This is a genomic window from Candidatus Odyssella thessalonicensis L13 (assembly GCF_000190415.1).
Taxonomy (GTDB): domain Bacteria; phylum Pseudomonadota; class Alphaproteobacteria; order Paracaedibacterales; family Paracaedibacteraceae; genus Paracaedibacter; species Paracaedibacter thessalonicensis.
Genome location: NZ_AEWF01000008.1, coordinates 57310 through 81738 on the forward strand (window position 1 = coordinate 57310; position 24429 = coordinate 81738).

A 24429-nucleotide genomic window follows, 5' to 3' on the forward strand; every position below is an offset into this window, starting at 1 on the left:
AATGAGTAAAACGTGCAAAGATATTTGCATTGTGCACATGAGCAGTAACAACAAACGTGCAGCATTTGTAGTTTAATGATTAAGGCTTACTCATGAATATTAAGGAACATCGAGTATACAAGTACATGGCTGAACCGCTCCGTATCGCCGGTTTGACACTTGATGAGATCTCTCTATTAATAAGCTCTATTTTCCTGTTTATGATCTTGGAGGCGATGTCTTTTAAGCTTTTCTTCTTAGGTTTGGGAACAATTGGTCTTTATTTCTTACGCAAGCTCAAAAAAATTGCGACAGGATTTTCCTTAAAAGCTTACCTCCATTGGCAATTTGGCGTGCGTGCGGGTCTCGTTAAGGAATTTCCTGAATCTTGGAAAAGGCTGTGGTTGCCATGAAATTCTCTTTTAACCAGACCACGCTTCAAGAAACGCTAAAGCAAAGAAATCTCATTTTATGGTGCTGCGGCGGTTTAACCCTGACTAACTTACTTTTGGTCATTAAACTTATAAATGCTCAAGAGCATTGGGTGCTTATCCCGCAAGCTGATATTGATCATCGTCTTGAGATGACCACCACTTATCAATCAGATGATTATTTTATTGACTGGGCTAATGGTGTGGTCAGCACTGTTCTCAATGTTAACTCCGATAGTATCGATTGGAAAGTTCAGCAGATTCTTAAAATTTCTGTCCAGAGTTATGGGGCATTGAAAGAGCGGCTTAAAAAAGAGGCTGAGATCATTAAGAAAGATCGGATTAGTACTGTTTTCTATCCGAAGAAATTTACTGTTAACAGAGATCAAAAAAATATTCTCGTGACCGGTCAACATGTCGCTTACTTTGGCACGGATTCCGTACCCGTGATTACCGAGAAAACGTATCGGGTGGAGTGGGACGTGCGGGCGCGGGGTATCATTTTACTTAAAGATTTTCAGGAGATGAAAAATGAATAAAATGCTTCTTTTGGCCTCTGGCTTATTAATGACAACTCAGCTCTGGGCAGCCACACCTCTCAATCCGACAGAGGTTTTACAGTTCTCAATTGCTAAGGATGGGCTGACACGGATCTCAATTGAGAATGATAGTATTGATGGCATTTATGTTTATCCCATGGAATATGAGGATAACATTAAACATCATCCCAGCGGCCATGTGTTTGTCGTAGCCGAAGATATGAACAGTTCTCTTTATGTAACCCTTCTGACTAAACGAGGCTTGGCGCAGGATTTGAAATTGACGCCTGCAAAGAAGAAAGCCGAACCTATTCTACTAAAATTTGAAGATGAAAAACTTCACCAAAAAGAACTTCTCGATCAAACAAGCTCTCTGCTTGAAAAGTTTATTCAAGGCCTAATTCCTGGCGGTTTTTATCGGATAGAAATTGAGGAGGCGAGTCGGAGTCGAGGCTCTTTGAGCTGTGTTGTGGAAACGGCTTACCAGAAAGCTCCGTATCGAGTTCTTGTTTATACCGTAAAGAATGAAACTGGTGAAAAAGTGACCTTGGATAATCGGCTGTTATGGGAGGAAGGAGATTTGGCGCTTGCTTTTGATAAGAGCCAGATTGAGGCCAACCAGACAGCCAAAATGTATGTCATCCAAAAAATCTAAGGAGAACAGTTATGAGGGAGGTTAAAATTCCCGACCATCCGCCTCAGAAATGGGGCAAGGCTCTCGCTTACACAACGGCCATCTTACTTTTAACTGCCGTCGGTGCGTATGCCAATCTTGAACAGCAGGTCGATAAAATCAGCAACTTAGTTTTAGGTAAACTTGCTGGTACTGTTATCGGCGGTGGATTAGCTTTTGGGGGCGGCCATACAATTTATAATGGCCACCTTATGAAAGGTGCCGCTCAGGTCTTGCTGGGTCTTGTTATCAGTATTGGCGTTTGGGCCGCAAAATCAGGCGCCATATTTGCTGGGTTAAGCTAAGATGCTGAACTTAAAAGACCTAATAAATAAGGTGGTCACAAGGGGGAGGGGCAAAAGCCCTTCCTTCGAAACTCCTCAAGCTTTGAAATCAAAGCAAACTCTTATCAAAATCGGGGTCGGAATCGTTCTCATGGGGTGCTTGGTCTATGGTTTAGTACTCACTGAGGAGACTTCAGTCGATGTTAAGCCCAAAGCTGACGATCTTGCCAAGAAGGATATAGCTGAGATGGCAACGCCCATCAGTGCTGTAAACGAGCGCGAAATCTGGGCGAGTCGCGTCGAAAAGCAAAGCAAGAAGGTTGAAGAAGAAGCAACAAAGGTTCTGCAAGAAAATGAATTTTTACAAAAACGTCTTGATGTTTTAGAAGAGCTGATTAAAAACCATAAAGCGCCCCATGAGATCCCGGAGGATCCGTACCACGTTGCTCCTTCAGCAGCCATAAATGAAGGCCAAGCCACCCCCCGACCCTCTTCGCAACGAGGGCCGACCTTTCCGCCGGCCACAGATAATGCAGGGGGCGCTGCCGCGCCTATGCAAGCGGATGCCAATTTGAATCAACCCCTTAAAAAACGGGGACCCAAAATTGGCTATATTGGCAGTAATCACTTGTCAGGGGTGTCTTTTAAGACGACGGATATGTATTTTCCGGCTGGCACCTACAGCAAAGCTGTCATTACCAGTGGGGTCGCTGCCTCGACTGCTACGAATGCTCAAGGAAATCCACAACCGATGATGCTCCGTTTAGTTGATGACGGTAATTTACCGCGTGGCTTTAAAAGTCGAGTTAAAGATGCAGTCATATTGGGGGCTTGCTATGGCGATATCTCCAGTGAGCGGGTGATGTGTCGCTTAGAGACGATGTCTTGGGTCGAGCCCAATGGAACTACCGTTGAAAAGAAAGTAGAAGGCTGGGTGATTGGCGAAGATGGAAGAGCTGGCTTAAGAGGACAGGTGGTCGACCGCTCGGGCGAAGTCGCACGGGAAGCCTTTGGGGCGGGCATCTTATCGGGGATTTCAAATTTCTTTAAAATGCAAGCTCAAAACGGTGTATATCCACTTTCCGCTTTTGGGGCCACGAATGCTCTGAGTAACAAAGAGGCCCTTGAAGGGGCGGCGGCTTCAGGTGCCAGTAGCGCGTTAGACAAATTGGCCGACTTTTCTATTAAGCGTGCGGAGCAAATGCAACCTGTGATTCTGGTAGCCAGTGGTCGTGTCGTCGACATTGTCTTTAAGAGTGGGGTTGACCTTTCTCCGTTGGCGCAATCTGAAATGCAAATTTACGGCCAAAATCAAACGCAAGATACGGGAGAAACGCCATGAAAGCTTCTTGTTTGATTCTTATCTTAATGCTAACCGGGTGCTCAACCTATTCAGAACAATTTGATTGCCCTTATGGGAAGGGGTTGGGATGTGCCTCCCTCTCCAAGGTCAATAAACTTCTCGATGAGCAGCAGATAGATCTCAACGAAGAACCCGGCAAAGCTGCGCCTAAAAAACGGCAAGTTCATGTCTATTATGGTCCTGATCAGATGAGCAAACTGATTACGATTTCTGATGCGGTTGATTTGTAATCCAATAAAGGAACGATGATTTCATGCAAGTCCCTCACGTTGAAGACATTTTACAAGAATGGGTTAATCTCCCCCGCTTACATCATCTTCTCCCCTATGAGAGCTATGATCCTCAAAGCCAACTATTTTATAATCAAGGGGCAACAGGATTTGTCTTAGCTGCTCAGCCGATTGTAGGAGCTAGTCTCGATGATCAGCAAGGGATGGCGCAATTTTTCTGTCGACCTTCTAATCTTCCGGAAGGGGCCTCTGTCCAATTTTTAATGTTTGCAAGTCCCTGCATCTCGCCGCATTTAAATTATTGGCAATCAGCACGTCAAGGGGCCGTCTTTCAAAAATTGGCGCAACGGCGGCGGGACTTCTTGGAAGCCAAGGCTTATCAAGATCCTGCGGGGTTTCTCATCCGCGATTATCGTGTTCTCATCTCGTATACGGTTCCCGGCCACGTTAAGGATATTATGGCACGCGACCAACTGCAAATGGTGCGCCAAGACCTGATGGCTATTTTGGCTAAATTAAAGGTCCATACAGACATTTTGGACGCCGAGGGACTAATCCGAGAAGTGGGAACGATTCTAAATCTCCATAACAGTACTTGGCCCTACCCAGCCCAGTGGAATGAACATGACACTTTGGCTAAACAGATCATTGATCCTGATAAGAACTATCTTCACCAGAGCAACCATCTTTTTCTAAATGATGGCCAAACCTTATGTCGCAGTTACCGTCCCCACCATTCACCGGAGCTGTGGGCGCTGGGTCATATGGACCGCTTGATCGGAGATGTTTTAAATGTGGACCATAAAATTTCATGCCCATTTCTAACTCATGCAGGGTTTTATGTGTTACCGAATCAAGGCGCAGCCAAGGCCAAAGCTTATAGTAAGCGCGAAACCTTAGAAAATGCGCTGCGTAATGGGATGAGTAAGTTCACTCCCAACTTAAGATCCCAATATGAGGAAGCTTCTGAAATTTGTGAAAAGTTCCAAATTGGCGATCGGGCAATTTTATCTTCCCTCACCTTCACCTTATTTAGTCCGAATGAAGATATTTACCGTAATGAGAAAGACCTATTTGATATCTGGCAAGCCAGTGGCTGGAGTCTTCAGCCGACGCGGTATAATCAATTGCCTACCTTAATCTCCTGTCTGCCGATGACTTGGACTTTAGGCGAGCAAGGTGACTTATTGCATAAGGAAGCGTATGGGTATGGTACAGAGCTCTATAAGATGGGGCAGGTGAAGAAAACTGTGACCAGTGAGGCTCAGAACCTTCTGCCTCTTTTAGCTGAATGGAAAGGACAAACGCCGCCCGGAATTCCCTTGGTGGGGCGGCGGGGCCAATTGTTTTTCTGGAGTCCTTTTGGCTTGGCATTGCTGCCAACCGCAGGAACGGTATTAACAGATCACGATTACAACGTTTGTATTGCTGGCCATCCTGGCTCAGGTAAATCAGTTTTCATGAACGAGCTTCTCGCTACTGTCTTGGGTGTCGGAGGCAAGGTTTTTGTTCTCGATTTTGGTAAAAGCTTTAAAAATAACTGCCAGATGCGCGGTGGACAGTATATTGATTTTGATATCCGCTTTCCCATTAGTTTAAATCCATTTTCTCGCATCCCAACGGGTCAAACTGCCCGAGATAATGAGGAGCGTGAAGAAATGCTCTCTTTAATCACACCGGTCATTAAAGCCATGGCGGGAACAGATCCTATGTTCGATAAGTTAGAAAATTCTTACATTGAACAGGCTGTTCGTTGGTCATGGAGGACCTACCAAACACGCAGTTCAGTGGATACCGTTCGGGAATTTTTGGAGAACCATCAGGAACGTGAAGCGCGTAATGTTGGGCAGCTTTTATATGCGTTTTCATCCCATGGGCCCTTTGGCCATTTCTTTAACAAGCCAGCAAACGCTAACTTTGAGAATACTCTGGTCGTCATTGAGACGGAGAACTTACGTAATTATCCGGCCTTGATGGCGGTGGTCGTACAAATGCTGATTATTCAGATCAATCAAATTATGGCTAAAGGCGATCGAAAAACTCCCTTTGTAATTATGATTGATGAAGCGTGGCAACTGTTAGCAGGCAAGAGCACGGCCCAGTTTATCTCGGCGCTCAGTCGAACCTCTCGTAAATACAAGGGCTCTTTGACCTTAGCCACTCAGCATCTTACGGACTATTTTAAGCCTGAGTGTCCGGGGGCGACAGAGGCTTTCAATTCAGCGGGATGGAAATGTATTTTACATCAGAAGAGTGACGTGATTTCCTCTCTAAAAAACCATCCGCAGTTGCAAGATTTTGTCAAAGATGGTTACCGAGAAACATTATTGAAATCCATTCATGCCAAACCGCCTCATTATTCTGAAGTAGCAATTTTTGGCCCCGGGGTTGAAGGGATTGTCGGCCGTTTACGCTTAGATCCGTTTAGTCGTATCTTATATTCCACCAATGCCTCTGAATATAGTATGATCGAACGCCTCCTTGAGCGGGGCCACAAGCTTGAAGATGCGATCGAATTGATTATTGAGTATCAAGAAGGACGCTTGGCCCTTGAGGAAATCGAGGTAAGGCATGCAGTTTAAAAAGTTTCTGCCATTGGCAATTTTTCTCCTACGTATGCCAGTGGCGGGGAAAGACTTGGGAGTTATCTCTCAAGTCTTCGATATTAAAGAGAAGAGCCTTATAGAAGTTATTATCGATAAGCTCACACAGATGAAAGCTTCAGGACAGCTTGAAGAGCATCAAGAAGCAATTCAAAAACGTGTCCAATCTTCAATTGAGCGCCCTCCAGTAGGCGCAGCCCTTCCTAAAGCGACGGCTTATGCAACCAAGATCTATGACCCGACTTTAATTGTCAGCCAGGATATTAAAGATCACCAAGGACGAATTGTGGCTTATCAAGGGCAAACTTTCAATCCCTTAGACGACATGTCTTTTGGTGAGCCTCTTCTTTTCTTGGATGGTGATGATACCGCCCATGTGAGCTGGTCTTTAGCTCAAAAGGGGAAAAAGGTTCTCATCAAGGGAGCCCCCCTTGCGCTCAGCCGCCAATTCAAAGTGCCGTTCTATTTTGATCAAGGAGGCGTCTTAGTGAAAAAGCTGGGTATTCAAGCGATTCCAGCGCGAGTGAGTCAGAAAGGTAAGGTTTTACTCATTGAGATGATGGGACCAGATCAATTGAAGGGGAAGATGCATGATTAGTAAAGTGAAAGCTATTCTTCTTCTGGTCTTCTTTATCAGCAATATGACATCCGTAAATGCTGAATCATCCTGTGTTGGCCGGTTTGTTAATCCAATTTCAGATATTTGTTGGAAATGCATCTTTCCCTTAGAAATTGCTGGCTTAACCGTTGTCAAAGGCAATCCAAGCCCCGAAGGTTCTAAAAAGATAATTTGTATGTGCCCTAGTCGTGTCTTGCGAGTCCCGATTCCAGGCATCCCCATTAGTTTCTGGGAGCCAGTGCGGTTGGTGGATGTCACACGCACCCCTTATTGTCTTGTTAATATGGGTGGCAAGCAGATGGCTTCAACCGGTATCAATGGTCGCGGTGATGTCGAGGAAAATCCCGCTAATGGTACCCATAGTAGCTTTTACCATGTGCATTGGTATATCTATCCGGTTATCTACTGGCTCGAAGTTCTAACAGACTTCATTTGTCTAGAAAATCTTTCGGTAGATTTAGCCTATCTTACAGAATTGGATCCCTTATGGAACGACGATGAAAAGGCTCTGATCTTGAATCCAGAAGCGGCTTTGTTTGGCAATAAGATTGCCCAGGCTGCTTGTTTGGCAGACTGTACGGCAGCCTCGGTGCATCTGCCCCTCAATGTTTTATTCTGGTGCAATGGGTGTCAAGGCAGCTTATATCCATTTACCGGCACTGTCACAGAGCATATGGGCGGGGTTCAGACCAGCTTATTGATTACGGGTCGTTTTATGGCCAAGCTACACCGCGAAGGATTGCTATTGGGCTCTTATGGGGAGCTGGGTCTATGCGAAAAGTACCCTATGCCAATTATTCAGAAAAGTCAGTACCGACTACAGATGACCTATCCAATTCCAACCTCTAAGAACTGTTATGCCTTAGGGCACACGGAAGTCCTTTGGCAAAGTGGTAAAGAGTTTCCTTATAAAGGCTCTGATTTTGGATATTTAGTTTGGCGCAAGCGAGACTGCTGCTTGCGAGCAATCCCTTAGGAAAAAAATTCATGAAAATGATAACTTTACTTCCATTCTTATCGCTTGTATCTGCAGAACAGTCTGCACAAGCAATTATTGAAGACGCAGACAAGATTGCTGAGGCACAGGCCGCCTCTGTGCAAGCGTTCCTTGACGAGCAAGTGGCTGAGGCGGCCTCTGCTCCTAGCGGACTTCCCAGAAAGAAGTCGTCTGAAAAGCAGCCTTTTAAAGTGGTGGAGCCTCATAAGATTGAAACTACTCAAGCTTGTCAGTCTAAGATTTCATCCCTAGAAAAGCCCCAAAGCAAAAATCCTTCCCAAGGTCAGCTTCTCATTTTTGCCTCATCCAGTTTACCGCGGGCCTCTTTGCAAGCTTTATCAGGTGAAGCGAAACGTATTAATGCTAAGCTCATCTTTCGGGGGCTTATCAATAATTCATTTAAGGACACGCAACTATTCTTTTCACAGCTTGAAATTACAGGAGAAATAGATCCTCCTCAGTTTGAGGCTTATCAAGTCACTACCGTGCCTACCTTTATCTTAGTGGATGCTGCTGGCAAAAAGGTTGATCGCCTTCAAGGTAATGTTTCGCTCAGCGAAGCCCTGGCCCAATTTAAAGATCACGGCGAGCTTAAGAATCTGGCGCGGCAGATGCTCAAGAAATTAAGGAGCTCATGGTCATGAGAAAGCTCATTAATTATCTTGCTTTGGTTATTGCTTTAGGAGCGAGCGATCTGAGCTGGGCGACGCTTAATCCGGCCCAAAGTGAGAGAGAAGCTGAAGCGGCGATTCAGGAATCTCATACTGATCTCCAGAAAAACCCCCCGAAAGATCCCGAGGGTAGCGTGGGTTATGCAGGGACTAATATTCCGGAGACGGACTATAATGAGGGCGCTATTGAAGAAAAAAAATTTAAGGCGGCAGCGAACAATGAAGCTTATAAGCTTGTTAAGGACTCCATTGAACAGCGACCCCCTTATGAAATGGATGTTATCAACGACCCCATCTTTAAAGAGGCTAATCAAATCCTCTCAAAAGCAGAAGAAGGAGAGGTAGCAGAAAGTCAAGACGAGCCGGTTAAGCCTTCGATTTATAAATGTATTCGGGGCCGTAGCTTGTATGAGGCAAAGTGTAAACGTCTGCGGGTACCTCAAAAAGTCGGCACGCGGCAAGAAGAAAAAACTACCACCATTAATCTAAGCGGTCTTGCGGCATACAAAAGTGGTCACTTAGGTTTACTGACTAATTCCCGATCCCTTGCTCAATTCTTTTCTAATACTCGGCCCGCAACAAGTCAAGGCAAGATTATTGCCGCCTTCAAGGTTGTTTTTAACGGCGTCGAGGCGGCCACAGGCCAAAAAATAGATCTCAATTTAGACGCCATTACATCGGTCACCTTCAAGCAATTTCATGGGGGAGAAATTCAATATCATTACGAAAGTTCGCGCCGCTCTAGCTCGGAGATTAGAGGGGCAAGGTATTTGCAATTTCAGGTGACCACCAAAGTTGATGTTCCAGTCTTTGAGCTGATTTGGCAAGAGGATTGTAAAACCCTTGAAAGTCTCATCGATCAAGGGGAATGTGAGTTAGTGACGACGCGCTGCCTAAGTGGCCCGGAGACTCGAGTGATTGAGGGGGTTCCTGTGAGCGCTGATTGCTGGGAAGAGGAGCTCCTTTATCGTTGTCATAGTAAAGAGCAAAACACCTGTCAGCCCCTTCTCGAAAAAGGCTGTATTCAGGTCGCCTCTCACTGCAAAACTGAGTACCAAGGCGAATGCCTCGAATGGGAACAAACCTTTGAGTGCTATGACAAGCCTCAGCGTTTGGCTCAAACGCGTCTTAAAGGAGATACGCTGTTCTGTTTAGATGGCAATTGCGTCAATCAAACCTGGGACCCTAATCCTGATATGGCGGACTCGTTATCCAAACTTGCCATCTTTAAAGAGATGCAAAAAGATATGGATCCCAACACCCAGACTGTCTTCCGAGGCGAAGATCTGCGTTGTTCTCGAATTCCAGCAAGCTTTAAAAACTGTTGCTCGCAGAAGGGATGGGGAATGAAAGTGGGCATGGCCGGATGCTCTGAAAATGAGAAGAAGCTTGCTCAACAACGAAAGCTCAATAAATGCGTGGTGGTTGGCACCTACTGTGCTGAAAAGAAGCTTGGTGTATGTGTAAAGAAAAAGACCACTTTTTGTTGTTATCAAACTAAATTAGCACGGATCTTGAATGAGCAAGGGCGCGGTCAATTAGGTCTACACTATGGTGATCCAGAGAACCCTCAATGCCAGGGATTAACCCTGACGCAATTTAGCAAGTTGGATTTTAGTAAGCTTAATCTGACTGAGCTCTTTCAAGATCTGTTCTCAAAGATCCAAATGCCAGATACGCAGAAGATTACTCAAGGAATCCAGCAATCGATCCGCGATCAATCCCGCCTCATCACCGACAAAGATAAACGCATGACCCAAGGACGTCCCAATGGTGAATTCTAACCTAATAAACATAAGCCTCGCTCTTGGTTTAACGATGCAAAGCGTTCACGCCGGATCTTGGTATAGCGAGCCGCCGAAAGGATGGCTTTGGTATAAAAAGATAGCCAAGCCCAAGAAAGTCATCAAGGAAGAAGCTGCCTCCAAGCCTCCATTGACAGCGCCAGCGCCAGAAAAACCTGTTACTTACCGGGATCGGTTGAAGCAGTCGCAAGAGCAGTTTGAAGAGATTCAAGCAAAAGCGGTCATGGAGCCAACGTTAGCTAATGTCCAGAATTTGTATCGGGCTCAGAATGTCATGATGGATCAAGCGACCGTCTTTGAAAAGTTATGGATGTTGGCCTCCCTTCTTGATGCTCAAGGGTACCGGGAATCGGATCAGCCCTTTCCCCTCCACCGCAAAATCTATCAAGAAAAAGAAGAAAAGCAGCTCGATCGTCAGATCAAGCAAATGACCCGCCAATTTGGCCTCTTCTTTGTCTTTAAACAGGACTGCCCCTATTGTCATGAATTTGCTCCGATTGTGCGCCAATTTATTGATCAGTATGGCTTTGAGTATAAGGCGATCTCTCCGCAAGGCCAGCGTTTGCCCGCTTTTCCGGATGCCGTGGCTGACAACGGCACGATCCAGATCCTTAACCCCGAAGGCATCTACCCTGCCTTATTTCTGGTCAACCCGACCACCCGAGACGTCATTCCTCTTGCAAGAGGCTTAGTCAACCTCTCGGAACTGCGCGAGAACATGAAAATTATTATCGATTCTTTGAAAGGAGCCCCTTATGGCCGTCCATAAGCTCAAATCCCTATTCATAGCTGTTCTCCTCGCCACACCCGCTTGCGCCAATACCTTAGATAAGTTCTTTAAAAGCTTGGGGGGCACGTGAATCATTCGACTCCGGGAGCCTATCAGGACCAAGCGGCCGGGTATTATACGGGCGGTGGCTATGTTATGCGTCAGGGGAATACTTCCATCAATCCCATTAATATCAGTTTGCCCCGGTTTGGCATTGGGTGTAACAGTATCGATCTTTACTTTGGTTCCTTCTCTTTTATGAAAGGTGATGAGCTGGTCAAATTAGCCCGGCAGTTGGCCACAGGGATTCCCACCTATGCTTTTCAATTGTTCTTGAAAACTAAGGCGCCGCAAATTGAGAACCTAGTCGCTCAGCTGCGTAAGGTGGTTCAAGATTTGAATGGCATGATGTTAAATTCGTGTGAAGCTAGCCAACAGATTGTTGACGGGTTATGGCCCAAAGAGACGGCTGCAAATGAGCATCTCTGCAAGCTTAAGACACAGGGGCAGGGGGGAAACAATGATTGGTATGCGGCGCGCAATCAGTGTTCCAAGCCAGGCTTTGCTAGCGATAAGGTGAATAATCTTCGCAATGAAACTGCTGATTTGTTGGTTGGCGAATATAATTTGGTGTGGCATGTCTTAAAAAAGATGCCTGACTACCGAGATAATGCAGAGCTGGCCTCCTTTATTATGTCAGTCACGGGTACCCTTATCTCGAAGCGTGACGGTGATCGTTATCGCTTAAAAATCATTGAACCGCGGGCGGATCAGAAAGATTTTATTGGGGCTTATTTGAAAGGAGGAGCAACCTCTAAGTTGGTTTGTGATGAATCTAACAAATGCCTTGCCCCTTATGCTCGTCAAGTTACCATTGAAGATCATGCGTCTTCAGCCCAGCCGACAATGAAAGCAAAGGTCATGGAAAAGATCCGACATCTGCGAGAGAAATATATATCCAAAGGATCTATCACCGATGAAGAAATTGGCTTCTTAAATGACTCGGTGAACTTGCCGGTCTATAAGTACATTCAAGTCAGTGTGGCGGCCGGGACTCAATTTATGATGCAAGACACGGCCGAGTATATTGCGGCCGGCGTCTTACTCACCCAGTTCGATCGCGTCATGACCGAGGTCATTGAAGCCATTGACGCTTTACAAAAAATCCAGCTCGAAGATACTGCGATCGCTCAGTTCAAGCAGAACCTGCAACAAGCTCGTGGCCGGGTGCAATCTCTTCTGATTGGGGCTAACAATGGCTCTCTTTATAACTTTAATCAGACCATTGAGGCCATTGAACGGTCAATTATTGCTAGAAACACTTAAAGGTAGGCATCACTATGGACTACAGTTTATATGTTTATGGGGGCGGCGAGATCCTGTGGAAAGTTTTCAATGGAATTGCGCTTCTATTTAAAAGTGATAACCCTTATTTTACTTCCCTGGGCAAGTTAACTATGGGCATTGGGCTGCTTTATGTGGCGGCGCGGGCTATTCCGCGTGCGTCCTTTCCCATCTTCTTCCGCAGCTGGTTCTTGCCGACCTTGCTTCTAGTCACCTTATTTTTTGGCCCGAAAGCGAGTGTTCATATCATTGATAAGGTTGACTCAGATTTTCAATATTCCAAGGTTGATAATATCCCGGTGGGGATCGCGGCTGTGGCCTCGATGTCAACCCATCTGGCCACTTACCTCTCTGAAGCGGTCGAATCTGCTTTTGAATGTAGTGATGCCGAGCGCTTTTCAAAGGTGGGCCCGATGTTCGGGGCTAAATTAATTTATGCCGCGCATCAATTAACAATTAAAGACCCCTTAATGCGACAAAACCTGAAGGATTTTACCTATCAATGTTTTGCTTGGCCTTATATCTTTTCAAATTTAGAGCCGGGATCCCGAGCCGCCTTAGAAAGTGAAGATATGGTGGGCTTTGTCGAAACCAATGCCCATCCGATGTTAGGAGTCTATTGGCGCGAGCCAGATGGACGGAGTACCTTTGTCAATTGTCGTGAGTGCGCACGCCGAGTCCGAGAAGTGATTCCTATTGAAGTGGAAACCGGTCTGCAATCCCTCGCCAGTAAACTTTTTAATACCAAGCAAGATCTGACAAAAGCGACTCGCCGCCTGCAACACTATTCAGGAGAAGCGTGGCAGAAAATTGCCAATACGACCAGCTCCTTTGCTAACCTTATTCAGCAAGAACTCATGCTCAATACCTATCGTCAATCTTTGGAGGATAAACGAGATGAAAAGCAATTGGGCCGGTCTAACTTTGAATTAACCCAGCTCAATGCGGCACGGGGGCAGTCCTTTCAAAATGAGTCTTTCCTGATTAAGGCTGCTTTAGCCGGGACGAATATTCCCACCCTTCATAGCATCTTTATGGCCATTGCTTTAATTTACTTTACGATTATGGCCCCCATGACCTTTTTGCCGGGAGGAATGAGCTGGGTAGCGACCTGGGTTAAAGTTATGATTTGGCTTGCCAGCTGGCCAGTTTTATTTAGTGTGCTCAATTGTTTGGGGTACATGTTTGCCGGTCAAGCAGCCCGGTCTGCCTTAATCGGCTATGGCGACGGCTTAAATGTCCTCACGCAAAATGGATTAGCCGATGCCGCTTATACGGCCTACTGTTGGGTCATGGGGTTGCAATATTCGGTGCCGTTTGTCTCGTGGGCCTTAATTTCAAAAGCGGGCGGTTATGCTTTTTCCCAGCTTTCCTCTTCCTTAACTCAAACCGGCGAGTCTTTTGCCAGCAAAGCCGGACAAGAGAGTGTGGATGGCAATGTCTCTTTTGACACGCAAAGTCTTCATAATAAATCGGTGGCCAATACACAAATGGCGCAACAGCAGCTCGGGGGCTCTTTTAATTATGGGTCTCGTTTTGATGATGGCAAACTAGCGACGCTGCATGGTCCCAACGGTTCCCTTGTGGCTCAAGAACATCAGCATAGCTTTTCGACCAATCTCAGCCAAAATGACAGCTTCAGCAAAATGGCCGCTTGGCAAAGCCAGGAGATGCAAAATGCCGCCCATCAAGAAGGGGTTAATATGCAAAAATCGGTGAGCTTAGGGACCCAAGAGTTGGCTAGCTTTGCTAAAAGTGTGGCTGACAATAAAGGCACTCAGGAAAACTTTGGCACGGCTGAATCAGCTAACTTACACAAGCAAATGCAAGATCTAAGAGCAATTTCGGATAAGTACGCAGCTGATAATCAGATCAATAAACAGGTTGCTTTTGATGCCATGGTGGGGGCAGGGCTTGGCAAAATGTTTGGGTTAAGTGCGAATGCCAACTTTAAAACAGGTTCCCTCGATAATGAAATGGTTACAAAGGCTCAAAATAGTGAGGCGGGTAAACAATTTAGTGAGGGACTGCAACATGCGATCAATTATGCCCTCGATAATAAGGCCTCGATCGGAAAGACGTTTAACACGCAATCTCTTGATCAAGCTCAAGCGCATTTTAACAAAGCTCAAGTCCATAGTGACAGCATGTCCGCTCACTTATCCAGGTCACAATCTCTAAGTGAAATGGCGAGCCGCAGCCGTCAAAGCGGGATCAGCTCAACCTCGAATACAAATGAGGCGATGGTCGAGCGAGTTGCCCAACAATTTGGTGGCGACAAGCTCGCGGCTATTCAATACTTGGCTGCCCATCCTGAAGCCGCCCAACAAGAGAGTGGTAGCCTTATCAGTAGCACGGCACAACCGCTGTCAAGTAGCCGAGGTGAGCAACAGAAACTTCAAGAACTTTATCAGGCCGATAAACATAAGATGGGCCCGGCGCCTACCCGTAATGCAGACTTAGATGCCATGCGAGCCAGCCATAACTTGGCGCAGCAAGAAAAAGATCTCGATACCCAAATCGCTGAGAAGCGAGGGGCAACCAAAACTGAGCTCGGCACGGCACAAGGGCAAACTTGGAAACGTAAGTCGCAGATGGCGGCGCAGCATACATTTGCTGATCAAACCTATGAGCGAGAAAAAGATAAAAGCCTAGTTGGGAAATCGATGGAAAAGGTGGCGACTAATATCGGTGAGTCGACCACCATAAAAACTATTAGCAATACAGTTCAAAGCTTGATTGGCCCTGATAAAGGTAAAAAATGATAATGGGATCAACTTTACTTAGATGTATAATTAATAGAGCTAGGATTGAAATATCCCATTGGATTTTTTGGGTCGCAAAGGTCGGTGATAGAATCCTTATAAGGATTATACTGTTCAGGCTCTTGAGGCGCGCCCCATACAAAATTTGCATACGGAGATTTAAGAATTCTAAAGCAAAGCATGGGGCCCCAGAAAAGAGTCATCAAGGTAGCATACATAATAAAGAGATCCGACATAAAAAGCTGGGGCTCTTTAAAAGACTCAAAGACCGCCCAGGCCAAAGCGATCGCCAAAAGAATGCGTTTGGCGGTCAGCATGATCTTTACATACTGATCGATCTGATCACGGGTCATTTTCTTCCACTCAAGGAAGGCTTCACTAACTTGGCCCGATTCTTTATAACCTCGATAGGAAAAGAACCACCAATCCCAGAAGACCCTGGCCACAGGATAGATAGCCAAGCCGTAAGTTCCTTCTTGCATCAACAAAGCTGCTCCCAAAGCGCAGAAGAGGGAGCGATTGAAACCCTTTTGACCATACAATTGGATCTTATCAAGCTGACGTGCTTTAAAGTTTGCAAAACTTATAAAAGCCATACTATCTATTCCTTTCCCTCTCTCAAGTTTGCCCAGATCTTGAAGCATCTGTCGATTAAACTCAAGAGTCCTTTTGGTCATCGCTCAATTTTAGCATTTTTTCAACCTCCTCAGGAGAATACCGAAGATCTAGTTTCTCATAAAATGCCTCGATTACAAGATAGTCTTCTTGCTCATTCAAGAATTGCTCAATGGCTTGCTTTACATAATAGCTTTTACTGCGATTGGTTTTCTCCGCTAAAACTTTCAACCGATCATCCAACTCTTTGGAAAGACGAACACCTAACATTTTTAAACCCCTTTTTCGGATTCCATTATACCGGTGTATTACAGTGTTTTACAAGAATTAACAATGATTTACAGTTGACCATTTCATTAGGAAAACCGCTGCATGCAAGATTATCGTGACTATTATCGCTTTCTCAACCGAGAGTTGACTCTAAAAATCAGTGATCTAGCTTTTGAGCTTCTCGGCGAGCCAACATTCAAAAAACCAACAGAATGGCGCTATGGGCAAAAAGGAAGCTTATCCATTACTATAGGAGGCCCTCATCAAGGGCGCTTTTATGATTTTGAGAGCGGGACTCATGGAAGTGCGCTCGACTTAATTAGTCGCGTTAAAGCAATTTATGGCAGAGACTTATGTCACTGGGCACGAGATTGGCTTGGCATAAGGCATACACCTGAATGGTCGCTCGTATTGCCGGTGCCGTCGGGTGCGTTGAAGCCTGATTTTGATCGACCCCCTTTAAGTTTTCTGGTAGCAGGTCGAAAAGTTAAAGCTATGCATCCTTATCGCTCCCTTTCCGGCGACCTTTTAGGGTATGTGGTCCGCTTAGAAGATTCTCAGGGCAATAAGATTACCCCCACATTAACTTATCATCTCTCTCAAGAGGGCCAAGAAAGTTGGCGGTGGAAAGGCTTTGGCGAACCACGAACCCCTTATGGATTAGAAAAATTAAAAGAGACGTCGCAGATCATTCTTATTGTGGAGGGCGAAAAGACCGCAGATGCCGCTCAGGCTTTGTTGCCGCAGTTCCATGTTTTGACCTGGGTCGGGGGGGCTAAAGCTGTTTTAAAAACAGATTGGACCGCTTTAAAAGGGCGATCTGTAATTTTGTGGCCTGATTATGATCGCCCTGGGTTTGAGGCTATGTGTCATCTTCAAAAACATCTGTTGACTCTTGGAGTGCAAAGCATCAGTAGGGTGCGGCTGCCTAAGACAACACCCCCTAAGTGGGACCTTGCAGATCCATTGCCGTCTGCATGGATTGCAGAGTACCTGGCGGTGTCTCTTGATCCCCGGCAGAGCTTATCGCTGCAGATTGTCCCTTCTCTTATTCCTCTTTCTTCATCGGAGATTCCTCAATGAGCTTAATCAAGAAATTTACCCAAGGCGGCCAAGTCACGCTCCATAATGTCCGCATGCTCCGCCAAGTGCTCTCAGTAACCCTTTTGGCTTGTGCGATAATAGGAGGGGGCTTTTTTAGTTATAAAACCTATAACGCTCATACCATATATGAATGGAATGCTTTTAAGTCCTACCTTGAAGCCCAGCTTAAAACAATCCTTCCTTTTGTCGATAAGAATAAAGCGACCCAGATCATTTTATTCTCTCCGGGGCGCCCGCAAAGGGTGAGGTCTTTGGCCATTCTTCAGCATCCCTGGGTTCAGGAGCAAGTCGACCATATTAAAGCGACAGCTCTGAGTCATTTCTTCCAGACTTTATGGGTTATGATCGGCACGTTTGCGTTGTTTATCCGTTTTTGGAGCTGGCGGGGACGGATTGGAAGTGAAAAAGAAATCCTTTCAGGCACGCAAGTTGTGGAGGGGAATCTTCTTAAAAAGCTTGTTAAGTCAAATAAAGAAGCCTCGGATATTAAGCTTGCAAACGTTCCCTTAATCAAAAATAAGGAATTACAGCATCTGTTGATTGTCGGGACGACGGGGGCAGGGAAATCAAATTGCATTCATGAGCTTCTTCAACAAATACGGGATAAGAAGCAACGCGCCATTATTGTGGATGTCACCGGCAGCTTTATTGAGAAGTATTATCGCCCGGGCGTCGATAAAATTCTGAATCCCCTCGATAAACGTTCAGAAAGTTGGACAATCTGGGCGGATTGTACAGCTCCGTATCATTATGAAGCTTTAGCCGCGGCCTTCGTCCCCACTAAGCAAGAAGATGACTTTTGGGTCAATTCGGCTCGAACCTTGTTTGTAACCACAGCTTTACAATTAAAAGCAAGGCAGCAGACCAGTATCCAAGAATTCCTTATTTATTCTATTCTAGCCCCCTTACACGTGGCTGCTGATTTCTATTTAGGAACCCCGGCAGGGGCTTTTATCAATCAGCAAGGGGATAAAATGAGTTTAAGTGTCCGGGCGACTCTAGCTGCCAATATCAAATGCTTAGAATGGTTGAAGGAAACCTCGAAGCCGTTTTCGATCCGCCAATGGATCAGCCAGGACTCAGAAGAAGGGGAATGGCTTTTCCTAGCCTCAGTGCCAGAAATGCGAGAAGCTTTAAAGCCGTTGCTGACGGCTTGGGCGAGTATTGCGACTCAAGGATTATTGAGCTTGCCTCCCTCCTATGAGCGGCGATTATGGTTTATTATTGACGAGCTGCCGGCCTTAAAGAAGTTGCCTGATCTCCAGACGATGTTGGCTGAAGCACGCAAATATGGCGGCTGCGCGGTGGTAGGAACCCAAGATATGTCGCTATTAGATGAGATTTATGGACACCATCTTGTAAAGTCAATTACTAACTTATGCAGTACTAAGGTCGTTTTCCGCGTCGCAGGTGCGGACGTGGCTGATCGCGTTTCTAAATGGCTCGGCTCTCAAGAAGTTTCGGAATCCATCGAAAACATCTCTTATGGGGCCCATCAAATGCGTGATGGGGTCTCTCTCAATGATCAGCGGCGTGAGAAGGCAGCAATTAATGCTGACAAATTAATGAAATTGGCTGATCTGGAGGCCTATCTGAAATTGCCGGGCCATTATCCTGTAGGTCATGTCAAATTTAAGTATCATGACCTGCCAACTGTCGCTCCCTCCTTTGTTGCTCGTCCTAAGGATGAATTCGAGGCCACCAAAGTACAAGTTGTATCGATCTAATCCCCTTTTCCAAGAATGAGAGGCTAAGTTATGATGAGACGGCGACACCTTAAAGATTATGTCTGGGGAGCTTTTGTCGCAGTTTGCCATCCCCTTGTCTTTTTAGGGGCTCTTTTCTTTGCTATGTGTGGGCTCCCCGTGTTTGAAGACTTAAGCGGAGGAATGGTCCGGCTTAATTTATGGATATACAGGGACCCAAAATACGTTTAATCAAATTAGCAGGTAGCCGTTCTCCTGTTTTAAAAGAAGGCATTTTGGGATCGCTCAGTGTATCATTTTTTTCTCGGTGCTCTGTATCATTTTATTTCTGGTGGTGACACCTGGAATGCCAGTTAAGAGAAGATTATCAAAATTTGCAAACCATTCCAGGTATTGGGAAAACAACAGCTGTTGCCATTTTGGCGGAAATCCCTGAGCTATCATCCTTGGAAAATGCCAGACAATTAGCCGCTTATGCAGGATTAACTCCGTCCCTCAGAAGCTCGGGAACCTCTCTTAAAGCTAAACCACGTTTGTCAAAAATCGGGGCAGCCTCCCTAAGAAAAGCTCTGTATTTTCCAGCAATCGTTTCTAAAAATCACAATCCATTTTTAAAAGAATTTTCTCAAAAGCTGGCACGAAAAGGAAAACATACCATGGTTATTATTGGGGCCATTATGCGAAAACTTCTCCATATTTGTTTTGGAGTTCTAAAAAACAAAACACCATTTAATCCAAATATTTTAAAAATTTAACCCTTGAGTTTAAACACAGTATCAGACCCTCCTATGTGGCTCATATTATAAATTATACGCATAAAGCATAAGTTCAGTAAGTAAATCGCCACTCGTCATAAAACTTACGTAGATTTAACTGAAATAGAAGTTTATCTTGTAAGGCCTTCCTGCTCTTTACATAATCATGGGAAAAGGCAGCAGATTTAATTTGCGATAGGGCTTTGTTTTTAAAATCCTTCTGCACATCTGAGATGAAAGCATCGAACTGTAATCTATTTTTAAAAATCAAGATAGCCTTATTATTGGAAACATCTTGATGTACATTTAGAAAATGTAAAAAATATCCCTCCAAATCATCCATTATAATATAATGAAAATAATTTTGGTTAAAATGATCTATTTTAGTAAAACTAAATATTCTTGGTACAGGAAATAAAATCCGGAAATCATCACAACAAACATAAGAGAGTTCGGAAAGTACCACATTGTGATACTTGAAACGAACCTTTCCCCAATAAGATTCTGGGATATAGTATAAGTAACAAAACGTGTCCCCATTTCTTTCCTCCCAATCAGTTAATTCAATTTGAAATTCAGGGAAAAATTTATGGTATACAGGAAAAATCCTGTGTCTTTCTGAGTCATCAGGGATTAATAAATAGGGCATCCCTGGGTTGTGAGCCCAATTTACGGGCTCCAAAAGGAGGCGTTTAAATCTATCAAACACAGGCTCATCAATGCCGAAGCGTTGCCTCCAGATTTTTTCACAATCAGATAGGGACGCGGTCTTGTCTTTTGGCGTATTGGTATCTTGAACGCGAGTATATATAGCACCAGGATAAAGCTTTGTTTTTCCTTCTTTCGCCGTGTAAAGTTTTCCTAGTGTATATGGCCTTAGATTTGGATGATCTGCAACAACAATAATAGATAAATTTTTGTCAAAAACAGTAATATTTTCTAACCTAATATCTGGGAAGTTACCATTGGAGAATCCAGAATTTCTAAGAGTATTTATTATATTGGCCTGATCTAATTTATTTTTCTCTATTCCTATGATATTATATTTCATTTCTTTTTTATTTATATTTGGGTTTTCTTTGACCCCATAAATAAGATATCGTTCCCCAATATAATGAGGATTATTAGCTAAACAGATAATATCATGAACCAGATCCAGACATGTTCCAGGTTGTTCTTTAAAATCCCAGTATTCTCCCTCTTTATCTAATTCGAGAAGTTTTATAATGGTTTTTGCAAGCTCATTTTTTGTCAATTGGTAATGTTCCCATATAAGAAATCATCATATAAAGGGTTGTTTAACGAGGACGAAGCTGCTGAAGTATTTCAGTTGGAAATACTGATAAAAGGCTGTTCTTCCAATTCCCAGAGATTTAATAATATCAGAAATAAAGGGATAGTTCTCTCTATCTTTAATCATAGCACGAGCGGCCTTAATCTTTTCTTCAATATCAGCAGGAATGCGCAAAGTAGGGTTTGTGGCCACAAACCCGTTTTAGAAAGGATGTGCAAGTGATTTGACCAGCTGACCTCTGTCAGCAGTGCTGACAGTTTTTTATCTTCGTGATAAGCTTCGTAAAATTGCTTCATTCTCCAAAGATTACGTGAAGAGAATCCTTTAATTGATGGATCTTTGGTAAGAATATACCTAGATAATTCTTCTACACGTGATTTTCCCCAACTGCCTTCTTGAGTTTGATTACTAATATATTGCCCTATTTCCCAGTAAAGAGTAATTATTGATTTATTTATTTGAGACCAGGTTTTTGCTTTAGCCTCTGCTATCATGCGATAGATTTGTAGAAAATCTTGATTGCTCTCTTTAGCTTCAAGGGTCATCTTTAACTTCTATAAAAAATTACTTTACGGATCATTATCTTGTGAAGAGATATACTTAATATCATGCCATTAATTAACAAAATAGGCTTTTATTCAAAAAAAATAAAGCCCTTAGCTTACCTTTCTAAGAGATTAGATCGATGCCTTTTAATACCAAAACGTCTAAAAACACAAGAAGATGTAGTTAAATAGAACTTTTTACCCTTCTATTCTCTTTGTAGGCATTACTAAGTAAGAGATTGAGAGGTTTCTTAAAATAAATATTTCTCAGATAGCTGGATAAGCAGCTGTCATCAGGGGATCCTTATATCCCTTAGCGTAATTACCGTTTTCATTAGTCATCAAATTCTTTTCTAGGCATATCTGGATGGAACTGTACCTCTCTTCAAATTTTAAATCTTCAGAATTGTTGGCGTTATCGCGGTTACTCTGGACAAATGGTACCTTTAATTGCAGGCTAAAGAAAAAGATTTAATATTTTTCAATACGTACCTATATCAGTATTTATTAAAAATCTGTTATGGTGCTATTATTATCCCTGAATATTATTCACTTTCTTTATTCTTTCCATTAAAATATCTGTAAGATCTTCATCATCGAACCTTATAGGAGGTACATTATTCATTTTTCTAATATTTAATGTTTCTTTAGGTGAATCTTTATAAGCTTCGGCTAGAGAACGAGCATGCATCTGAAATTGGTCTTTATCAATTATACCTGCATATTTACCATTTACATAATTACGTGTATCTTTTTCAGCGAGTTCTATAATTTCTCTAAAAAAATTATCATTTAGGCGTTTATCAATTAACATCCCTCGAAAAATCTTGAGCATAGCTTCATTTCCATTTAAGGCACTCATTAGGTCTACCTGAGCTTTCTGGTAAAGTGTTTTATTTACCAAATCAGAGCGTCCTTTATATTCATAAAATCTTGCTAATTCACTTAAGTCTCTTGACCTATCTTCAGCTTCACTCTCGCCATGACTCTCAGAAATTTTTATTGATTCCAATATATCCGTTTCATATAGCCACTCTTTTTCTTCCTCTGTTAAAAATCTAACATCGGCATTAGGGCCCGCTTTTTCCATTACCCGTCTAACTATTTCCTTATTTTCTTCGGGCCCTATTAATTGGGAGCCAATATTATCGCAACCAACTACCATGTTTAAATTCATACCGAAAAAAGCTAATTTTACTATTAAAGAATTATATTTCATTGCCAGATCTCATCTTACTGTTTTTTATTGGGTACATTTCCAGCCATTAAAAAAAGGACTGTATTTGGGTTGTCTATATTAAACTCTTGGCTATAGCCCTCTGAAGGTCTATTAGGTATTATGCAAGGATTTGTGCGAAAAATTATCATAAGGATTTAAAAAAGTCTGGGAACACCTTATTTTCTGCGACTCACAGAGGAATGGGCGCTTTTTATAAAGAGCTCCTTCTGGCGTATGGGCGAGAGACTGGCGAGTCACTGAACATCCCTAAACCCAACAAGCGTATGCATATAACGGAGCGACAATCTACCCGTAACGTTGATTAAACAGGGATAAAGCATACTATGTATATATAGTGCTGGGATCTTTGCCGACCCTCAATATGTGCATGGTTATTGCATAGTTCCCAATCTATTCACGCGCTCAGCCCCTACTTGCAACCTGTCCAAAATTCCTGATAGGTCTATTATTCTGCCTGGTGGTTATTTCTTCTTTTTATCCTTTCATGTAGAATGTCGGCGATTATTTCATTATCCAGGCATTTAGGGAAACAATTGTGTACCATTCTGAGGTGAAGTGTTGCCTTAAGAGAATTTTTATAAGCTTCTGCAAGAATCTTTACATGTTCTTGAAATCCTGGAAGATCAACCAATTGGGCATATTTACCATTCACATAATTACGCATATCTTTTTCCGCAAGCTTTATAATTTCGCTAAAGAAATTATCCTCTAGCCTTTTATTGATTATCATTTCTTTAAAGTGCCCGAGCATGGCCTCGTCCCCTTTTAAAGCAATCCTCAAATCGAGCTCTGCTTTTTCCAGAAGTGTTTTATTCACAAGGGTAGGACATCCTTTATATTCATAAAATAGGGCTAATTCATATAGATCACCAGATCGATCTGCCGCCTCACTATCTCCATGGCTTTCCGAAACTTTTATTGATTCCAATATATCCGTTTCATAAAGCCACCCTTTATCTTCCTCAGTTAAGGCGCTGATTTCACCTTTTGGTCCAGCTTTTTCTAATATCCTTCTAGAGATTTCCCGATTTTCTTCAGGTCCTTTTATTTGGGAACCAATATCGTCTAAACTAAATACTGTACCTGAGTTCATGACCATACCGACTAAACCTATTATTAGCGTCTTATATTCCATTGCCTAATTTCCTAAATTATAATTTTATTGTTCTTTCGTGGGTCCATTTCCAGCCATCAAGAATAGGAGAGTATCGGGACCCTCTATATTAAGCTCTTCACTATAACCACTCGTAGGTCTTTTAAGCCCAAAAGGATGAATCGAGGAGTATAATAAAACTTTTCCTAAAGGGATATCCACTTTAATTCCTAATCCTTCCAGTAAGCTTTTATCTAAAAAGTCTTTATGTTCCAAAGCCTCAAATAGAAGTGGTCTACAATGGGTACAACAATCATTACGAGAGACAATATTAAGTATAGATAACTCCGGGATAACATCCTTAGGTAGTTTAATACTATACATTATTTCACTGAAAGTAGGAGATAAGGTTTCCCCATTAGCTTTCAGTGCAGGATGCCCCATTATATAGAGTAATATAGGTTCTTCACTATGAAGCCAAAACTGAAATGCGTGCTTATTACTATGCATCAAAGATTCTTCTTCTGTTTGTAAAAATTTGTCGCTTAGAGGATCTTGAGAAGAAGCTTTAACAAAAAAGGGCTCCAATTTTTCTCGGATAGGTTTATAGTTTTCTTTCCATAAACTTTCCCAGCCAAAGTAGCTGCTAATTGAAATACAGGGATCTTGGGTAATGCGAGATATACTCTTTTGAAGCCTTAATGCTTTTCTTTTTGCATTCGCGTCGGAATAGCC

23 protein-coding genes and 1 pseudogene are annotated in these 24429 nt (G+C 43.5%); 17 read left to right on the forward strand and 7 right to left on the reverse strand.

The window, feature by feature from the left end; genetic code table 11:
* Nucleotides 1-92: 92 nt before the first annotated feature.
* The 14 genes from traL to HMO_RS0111530 all read left to right on the forward strand — a co-directional run bounded on the left by traL (nt 93) and on the right by HMO_RS0111530 (nt 15072).
* The gene (traL, locus tag HMO_RS0111460; protein WP_083821307.1) at nt 93-392 is read left to right on the forward strand and encodes a type IV conjugative transfer system protein TraL; all 300 of its coding nucleotides are present in this window, start codon (nt 93-95) and stop codon (nt 390-392) included.
* Nucleotides 389-949, forward strand: coding sequence for a TraE/TraK family type IV conjugative transfer system protein (locus HMO_RS0111465; RefSeq protein WP_010303280.1), 561 nt, complete (start codon nt 389-391; stop codon nt 947-949). The genes traL and HMO_RS0111465 overlap by 4 nt, the downstream gene beginning before the upstream one ends.
* Nucleotides 942-1604 (forward strand): TraK domain-containing protein, encoded by a 663-nt coding sequence (locus HMO_RS0111470; protein ID WP_010303284.1) that lies wholly within the window; start codon nt 942-944, stop codon nt 1602-1604. Before HMO_RS0111465 ends, HMO_RS0111470 begins: the two co-directional genes overlap by 8 nt.
* Before the next feature lie 11 nt (nt 1605-1615).
* Nucleotides 1616-1927, forward strand: a complete 312-nt coding sequence (locus HMO_RS0111475) for a hypothetical protein (protein WP_010303287.1) — start codon at nt 1616-1618, stop codon at nt 1925-1927.
* 1 nt (nt 1928) lies between these two features.
* Nucleotides 1929-3248 (forward strand): TraB/TrbI/VirB10 family type IV secretion system protein, encoded by a 1320-nt coding sequence (locus HMO_RS15845; protein ID WP_010303289.1) that lies wholly within the window; start codon nt 1929-1931, stop codon nt 3246-3248.
* A complete protein-coding gene (locus HMO_RS0111485; RefSeq protein ID WP_010303291.1) occupies nt 3245-3499 on the forward strand; it encodes a hypothetical protein in 255 nt (84 codons plus the stop codon). The genes HMO_RS15845 and HMO_RS0111485 overlap by 4 nt, the downstream gene beginning before the upstream one ends.
* A gap of 23 nt (nt 3500-3522) precedes the next feature.
* Complete coding sequence (traC, locus tag HMO_RS15850; RefSeq protein WP_010303293.1) at nt 3523-6081, forward strand: type IV secretion system protein TraC; 2559 nt, start codon at nt 3523-3525, stop codon at nt 6079-6081.
* A complete protein-coding gene (gene traW, locus HMO_RS14865; RefSeq protein WP_010303295.1) occupies nt 6071-6700 on the forward strand; it encodes a type-F conjugative transfer system protein TraW in 630 nt (209 codons plus the stop codon). The genes traC and traW overlap by 11 nt, the downstream gene beginning before the upstream one ends.
* Nucleotides 6693-7697, forward strand: coding sequence for a conjugal transfer pilus assembly protein TraU (traU, locus tag HMO_RS0111500; RefSeq protein WP_010303298.1), 1005 nt, complete (start codon nt 6693-6695; stop codon nt 7695-7697). Before traW ends, traU begins: the two co-directional genes overlap by 8 nt.
* Before the next feature lie 11 nt (nt 7698-7708).
* A complete protein-coding gene (gene trbC / locus HMO_RS15855; RefSeq protein WP_010303301.1) occupies nt 7709-8362 on the forward strand; it encodes a type-F conjugative transfer system pilin assembly protein TrbC in 654 nt (217 codons plus the stop codon).
* Nucleotides 8359-10173, forward strand: coding sequence for a conjugal transfer protein TraN (locus tag HMO_RS0111510; protein ID WP_010303305.1), 1815 nt, complete (start codon nt 8359-8361; stop codon nt 10171-10173). The genes trbC and HMO_RS0111510 overlap by 4 nt, the downstream gene beginning before the upstream one ends.
* The gene (locus HMO_RS0111515; RefSeq protein ID WP_010303307.1) at nt 10160-10963 is read left to right on the forward strand and encodes a conjugal transfer protein TraF; all 804 of its coding nucleotides are present in this window, start codon (nt 10160-10162) and stop codon (nt 10961-10963) included. Before HMO_RS0111510 ends, HMO_RS0111515 begins: the two co-directional genes overlap by 14 nt.
* An 87-nt stretch (nt 10964-11050) precedes the next feature.
* Nucleotides 11051-12289, forward strand: a complete 1239-nt coding sequence (locus tag HMO_RS0111525; RefSeq protein ID WP_010303314.1) for a conjugal transfer protein TraH — start codon at nt 11051-11053, stop codon at nt 12287-12289.
* A 14-nt stretch (nt 12290-12303) separates the two neighbouring features.
* Complete coding sequence (locus HMO_RS0111530; RefSeq protein WP_010303319.1) at nt 12304-15072, forward strand: conjugal transfer protein TraG N-terminal domain-containing protein; 2769 nt, start codon at nt 12304-12306, stop codon at nt 15070-15072.
* A gap of 14 nt (nt 15073-15086) precedes the next feature.
* Here the strand turns inward: HMO_RS0111530 and HMO_RS0111535 are convergent, their stop codons facing one another.
* Entirely contained in the window at nt 15087-15668 is a 582-nt protein-coding gene (locus HMO_RS0111535) for a hypothetical protein (RefSeq protein ID WP_100070086.1), read from the reverse strand.
* 61 nt (nt 15669-15729) lie between these two features.
* A complete protein-coding gene (gene relB, locus HMO_RS0111540) occupies nt 15730-15957 on the reverse strand; it encodes a type II toxin-antitoxin system RelB family antitoxin (RefSeq protein WP_010303326.1) in 228 nt (75 codons plus the stop codon).
* A 102-nt stretch (nt 15958-16059) separates the two neighbouring features.
* On the opposite strand from relB, the gene HMO_RS15860 reads away from it, so the two are divergent.
* The 3 genes from HMO_RS15860 (at nt 16060) to HMO_RS14880 (ending at nt 19522) form a co-directional block, all read left to right on the forward strand.
* Complete coding sequence (locus HMO_RS15860) at nt 16060-17040, forward strand: DUF6371 domain-containing protein (protein WP_010303330.1); 981 nt, start codon at nt 16060-16062, stop codon at nt 17038-17040.
* A complete protein-coding gene (traD, locus tag HMO_RS0111550; RefSeq protein WP_010303335.1) occupies nt 17037-18788 on the forward strand; it encodes a type IV conjugative transfer system coupling protein TraD in 1752 nt (583 codons plus the stop codon). Before HMO_RS15860 ends, traD begins: the two co-directional genes overlap by 4 nt.
* Before the next feature lie 353 nt (nt 18789-19141).
* A complete protein-coding gene (locus HMO_RS14880; RefSeq protein WP_010303339.1) occupies nt 19142-19522 on the forward strand; it encodes an IS110 family transposase in 381 nt (126 codons plus the stop codon).
* Nucleotides 19523-19595: 73 nt separating this feature from the next.
* Here HMO_RS14880 and HMO_RS0111560 read toward each other — a convergent pair whose 3' ends face one another.
* From HMO_RS0111560 to HMO_RS0111585, 5 genes and pseudogenes are all read right to left on the reverse strand, one after another.
* Nucleotides 19596-20777, reverse strand: a complete 1182-nt coding sequence (locus HMO_RS0111560; RefSeq protein WP_010303342.1) for an ATP-binding protein — start codon at nt 20775-20777, stop codon at nt 19596-19598.
* A 161-nt stretch (nt 20778-20938) separates the two neighbouring features.
* Nucleotides 20939-21361, reverse strand: coding sequence for a DUF1016 N-terminal domain-containing protein (locus HMO_RS0111570; protein WP_010303351.1), 423 nt, complete (start codon nt 21359-21361; stop codon nt 20939-20941).
* A 532-nt stretch (nt 21362-21893) separates the two neighbouring features.
* The gene (locus HMO_RS0111575) at nt 21894-22580 is read right to left on the reverse strand and encodes a hypothetical protein (RefSeq protein ID WP_010303355.1); all 687 of its coding nucleotides are present in this window, start codon (nt 22578-22580) and stop codon (nt 21894-21896) included.
* A gap of 466 nt (nt 22581-23046) precedes the next feature.
* Nucleotides 23047-23736, reverse strand: coding sequence for a hypothetical protein (locus HMO_RS0111580; RefSeq protein ID WP_010303362.1), 690 nt, complete (start codon nt 23734-23736; stop codon nt 23047-23049).
* A gap of 24 nt (nt 23737-23760) precedes the next feature.
* Nucleotides 23761-24429: pseudogene (locus HMO_RS0111585) on the reverse strand (hypothetical protein); the annotation flags it as partial.